5 protein-coding genes and 1 pseudogene are annotated in these 4,484 nt (G+C 72.2%); 5 read left to right on the top strand and 1 reads right to left on the bottom strand.

Annotation, left to right across the window (positions count from 1 at the left end):
- Nucleotides 1-286 precede the first annotated feature (286 nt).
- Nucleotides 287-637 (bottom strand): annotated as a pseudogene (locus ACFQ8C_RS36540) (flavoprotein); the annotation flags it as partial.
- Between the two features lie 169 nt (nucleotides 638-806).
- Here ACFQ8C_RS36540 and ACFQ8C_RS36535 point away from each other — a divergent pair.
- From ACFQ8C_RS36535 to ACFQ8C_RS36515, 5 genes are all read left to right on the top strand, one after another.
- Nucleotides 807-1,373 carry a DUF5994 family protein gene (locus ACFQ8C_RS36535; protein WP_383466208.1) on the top strand — a complete coding sequence of 189 codons (567 nt, stop codon included), beginning with the start codon at nucleotides 807-809 and terminating at the stop codon, nucleotides 1,371-1,373.
- 334 nt (nucleotides 1,374-1,707) lie between these two features.
- Nucleotides 1,708-1,911, top strand: a complete 204-nt coding sequence (locus ACFQ8C_RS36530; protein ID WP_383466206.1) for a cold-shock protein — start codon at nucleotides 1,708-1,710, stop codon at nucleotides 1,909-1,911.
- 251 nt (nucleotides 1,912-2,162) lie between these two features.
- Nucleotides 2,163-3,671, top strand: a complete 1,509-nt coding sequence (locus ACFQ8C_RS36525; protein ID WP_383466204.1) for a DEAD/DEAH box helicase — start codon at nucleotides 2,163-2,165, stop codon at nucleotides 3,669-3,671.
- Between the two features lie 46 nt (nucleotides 3,672-3,717).
- Nucleotides 3,718-4,005 carry a CBS domain-containing protein gene (locus tag ACFQ8C_RS36520; RefSeq protein ID WP_383466202.1) on the top strand — a complete coding sequence of 96 codons (288 nt, stop codon included), beginning with the start codon at nucleotides 3,718-3,720 and terminating at the stop codon, nucleotides 4,003-4,005.
- An 81-nt stretch (nucleotides 4,006-4,086) separates the two neighbouring features.
- The gene (locus ACFQ8C_RS36515) at nucleotides 4,087-4,398 is read left to right on the top strand and encodes an SCO5918 family protein (protein WP_383466200.1); all 312 of its coding nucleotides are present in this window, start codon (nucleotides 4,087-4,089) and stop codon (nucleotides 4,396-4,398) included.
- The last annotated feature ends 86 nt before the right edge of the window (nucleotides 4,399-4,484 follow it).

Here is a 4,484-nt window from a genome sequence, read left to right as displayed (position 1 = left end):
AGCACCCCAGACCGTTCGTCTGGACGAAGACCGCCGACGAGATCCTCGACAAAGTCGCCGCCTACTGCCGACGAATCTCTGACTCAGGTCACTAGAACGGGGCCCGGAGCCGGATATTCGCGCAGGTCAGAAGCCATACGTAGGTCCAAGTATCGGGTGATTCCCGAGCTTATAGCGTGGGTTCGACCGTCATCCGCTCGTGAACGAAGGCCCTGGTCGCCGACCAGGGCCTTCGTCGTCGTCCGCGTCGTGAAGTCCGTGGCGACACGGACGACGAGGACGGCGGCTATTTGCAGGAAGGCGCCTGGCCGACGTCGTCGAGCCGGATCGGCCCCTGGGCCGGGGCGCAGCAGCCGCCCTCCGCGGGCTGCTCCGTGGCCGGCTGGTCGAAGACGCCGGCGCCGCCGCGCACACCGGTCCCGGGCAGAACGAGTTCGACGCGTCCGGCGGACGCGTGGTCGCCGGCGAGGGCGGCGACCACGGAGCGGACCTCCGCGTAGCCGGTGAGGATGATGGCCTCGTCGGCCGGGTCGAGCCGTCGGTCGTCCTCGGCCACGGGGACGAGCCGCTCGCCGTCGCGCTCGATCACCTCCGCGCGGAAGCCGGTGACGGCTTCGGCGTGGCCCTCGTCGAGGGCCTGATCGCCGAGATCGACGCCCGACGGGCCTGACCGCCCCGCCCGGGTCCGGGGCGGAGTACGTTGGAGGTACCGGGAGCACCTCGTACACCCGCCCCCACGCGGACGTCGTTCCCGGCGATCACCAGGCCGGGGCGCCCCGGGCGCCCCGGGGACAGGTTCCGGTCCCATGCCCAGCCCCGCCCCTCCCGCCCGTCAGGCACGCCTGACACTGACACCCCGCACTTCCCTGGCCGGCCTGCTGGACGGTGCGTGGTGGCCGTACTCGCGTGATCTCGCCGCCGAGTTGCCGCCCGTGGTGGAGGAGCTGCGGAGACGCTGGGGGCGCGTCACGCGCATCACCGCGAACCCCGGGCCCTGGCCCGTCGCCCCGTACAAGGTCTCCGTCGGCGCATACGCCGTGCACGTCGGCTGGTTCACCGACCAGGACCCCGACACGATGATCCTGCACTCGCACAGCCTCGGCCGCTGCGACCTGCTGGTGGTCCCTCCCGAGACCGAACCCGCCTCCGCGGCACGGCTGATGGCCGCCGCGTCCGCCCCCGGAAACCTCCACACCACGGACGCCCTCATGTCCGGCGAGATGTCCGGCGAGAACGCCACCGGCCGCCGTCGGCGGGAGGCGCGCGCCGGCGAGGACGCCGGGGAGACGGAAGACGGCGCCTCCCTCCGGCCCCGCCCCCGCCCCGTCGTCGGGGCGCGCATGATCTTCCTGCCGCGGAGCGCGCGGAGATGAGGCCCCGGCCTGGGCCCTGGTCGGCGACCAGGGCCTAAACGTCGTGTCCGGAGCGAGCGCATACCTGTCCTCGCGGACTGAGATTTACACCGGTGCCACCGGGAGAGTTTTTACCGACGCCACGCAGGGGTGAATTAGGGAGACGCACGGAAAGCGGCGACGTGCTACTGTCGAATCAGTTGCAGTTTTGGTACCCGAAAACTTCGAGCGCCCCGCCGGCCGCATGCCGCGCGGAAGCGTTCTGCATTCCGGTCTTTTCCGGGCAGGGAATCATCGCGGCGACACGGGGTCCGTACATCACGGACTCCGCTGCACTGCCCAGAGGAGAAATGTCATGGCCAACGGCACCGTGAAGTGGTTCAACGCGGAAAAGGGTTTCGGCTTCATCGAGCAGGAGGGTGGCGGTCCTGACGTGTTCGCCCACTACTCGAACATCGCCACCCAGGGCTTCCGCGAGCTCCAGGAGGGCCAGAAGGTCTCCTTCGACATCGCGCAGGGCCAGAAGGGCCCCACGGCCGAGAACATCGTTCCCGCCTGACGCTGACGCGCCGTACGCAGCTGGGGCCCGCATCCCTCGGGGTGCGGGCCCCGGCTGCATGCGTTTATCCGGGTGTCCGCACACCCCGGACCGCTGCCGCTCATTTCACCTGGCCAGCCGCACCGATGATTTCGCGCCCAGGCAAGAACCGCCTGAATGCCGCATTCGATTCGGCCCTTGCCGGTAATTCCCGAAGCCGTTGACCGGCTGTCGGAATTTCTCGATGCGCACCGCATAAAGGAAGGTTCTGAATGAACCCCACACGCACGGACGACCGTTCCTCCCGCACCCGCCGCAAGGGCGGCCACACGTACGACTCCCCCGCCGGAACGGGCCGGGGCGGTCGTTCCGGTTCGCCCGGCGCGAGCCGGACGGGAGGTACGGGCCGGTCGCGCGGATACGGCAGGCGTCCCGCCGCGGCGCAGGGGGAGTTCGCCCTGCCGGAGACGACCACCCCGGCGCTGCCCCCCGTCGAGGACTTCGCCGAACTGGCCCTGGACGGGCGCCTGCTGGCCGCGCTCACCGCGCAGGGCGTGTCCGTCCCCTTCGCCATCCAGGGCGCGACGCTGCCGAACTCCCTGGCGGGCCGTGACGTCCTGGGCCGCGGCCGGACGGGCTCCGGCAAGACGCTCGCCTTCGGTCTGGCCCTGCTCGCCCGTACGGCCGGGCGGCGCGCCGAGCCCCGTCAGCCGCTGGCCCTGGTACTGGTCCCGACCCGGGAACTCGCCCAGCAGGTCACCGACGCCCTCGTCCCCTACGCCCGCGCCGTGAAGCTGCGACTGGCCACCGTCGTCGGCGGAATGCCGGTCGGCCGGCAGGCGCACGCGCTGCGAAACGGCGCCGAAGTCGTCGTGGCCACCCCCGGGCGTCTCAAGGACCTCATCGACCGCGGGCACTGCCGACTGGACGACGTGGCCGTCACCGTCCTGGACGAGGCGGACCAGATGGCCGACATGGGATTCATGCCCCAGGTGACCGCGCTCCTGGACCAGGTCCGGACCGGGGGCCAGCGGATGCTGTTCTCCGCGACCCTGGACCGCAACGTCGACCTCCTGGTCCGCCGCTACCTCACCGACCCCGTCGTCCACTCCGTCGACCCCTCCCAGGGCGCGGTCACGACGATGACGCACCACGTCCTGCACGTGCACGGCACCGACAAGCAGCGGCTGACCACGGAGATCGCCGCCCGTGACGGCCGGGTGATCATGTTCCTGGACACCAAGCACGCCGTGGACCGTCTCACCCGGGACCTCCTCGACCACGGGGTCCGGGCCGCGGCGCTGCACGGCGGGAAGTCGCAGCCGCAGCGCGACCGCACCCTGGCCTGGTTCAAGGACGGACACGTCACCGTCCTGGTCGCCACGAACGTCGCGGCCCGCGGAATCCACGTCGACCGGCTCGACCTCGTCGTCAACGTGGACCCGCCCACCGACCACAAGGACTACCTGCACCGCGGCGGCCGTACCGCGCGGGCCGGCGCGTCAGGCAGCGTCGTCACCCTGGTCACCGCCGACCAGCGCCGGGGCGTGACGCGCCTCATGACGGCCGCCGGCATCGTGCCCACGACCACCCGCGTCCGCTCCGGCGAGGACGCGCTCGCCCGGATCACCGGCGCGCGCACCCCCTCCGGCATTCCCGTGACGATCACCGCGCCGCCCGGCGAGCAGCGCAGGCGCGGCACGGCTTCCCGGACCCGGCGCGGGGCCGCCTCGGCGGCCGGGCGGGCCGGCGCGCGGCGTCCCGCCGGCACGGCCGCCTGAGCGTCGCGCGCTCCGCAAACCGACCCATCCCCCCAGGAGGCACGTGGTGACGCTGGTCCAGAAGCAGCTCCGCCCGACACACCCCGCTCCCGCGCACCCGACGGTGACCGGCGCCGTCGACCCGGCCGGACCCCAGGTCCGCGACGACATGACCGTGGAGGTGGCCCTGGCCGTCATGGCCGGGGCCCGCACCGGCCACCTGCTCGTCTGCGACGACGGCGACCAGCGCACCGGCCTGGTCACCCGGGCCCAGCTCACCACCGTCCGGGACAGCCCCTCGTACACGGACCGGCTCCGGCTGCGCGACCTCTCCGACGACGGGACGACACCCTGAGGGCCCCCGCGTCCGCCCTCGTCCCCGTGTGAACCGCCCGTGCGGCGGGACCATCCCCCTTCTCTCCCCTTGTGAGGCATCGTGCGCTGTGTCATCGCCCGCTTCCCCTTCGAACTCACCAAGAACGGCGTCCTGGACTCCATGAAGGGCGTCACGCCCGAGGAGATCACCGGCGAGTCCGTGGTCATCGGCCGCCGTACCTACCCCGTCAAGCAGGTCGGCCAGGTCATCACCCGCCAGGACCGCCGCGACTTCACCGCCCGTGAAGTCGTCCTCGCCCTGACCAAACTCGGCTTCACCTGTCGCGACCTCTCCCAGAGCGCCGCGCCCGCCCACGGCCTCGATCCGGTCCGGCGCGCCTCCGAGGCACTCGGCGCCCCCACGGCGGCCTGACCGCCGTCCACGGGCGGACACCCGCCGACACCCGGGTGCCCGGGCACCCGTCGAAACCCGAGAGGACCCGACCGGCACGTGCCGGT

The sequence above is a fragment of the Streptomyces sp. NPDC056503 genome, assembly GCF_042794995.1.
In the GTDB taxonomy this organism is placed as follows: Bacteria; Actinomycetota; Actinomycetes; order Streptomycetales; family Streptomycetaceae; genus Streptomyces.
Note: the sequence above shows the minus strand (reverse complement) of the source record. Positions and strands in the feature narration are given on the sequence as shown.

Bases quoted from the DNA above. Each gene is read 5' to 3' on its own strand.
- ACFQ8C_RS36535 (WP_383466208.1), top strand. From the start codon at position 807: ATGCCCAGCCCCGCCCCTCCCGCCCGTCAGGCACGCCTGACACTGACA.
- ACFQ8C_RS36530 (WP_383466206.1), top strand. From the start codon at position 1,708: ATGGCCAACGGCACCGTGAAGTGGTTCAACGCGGAAAAGGGTTTCGGC.
- ACFQ8C_RS36525 (WP_383466204.1), top strand. From the start codon at position 2,163: ATGAACCCCACACGCACGGACGACCGTTCCTCCCGCACCCGCCGCAAG.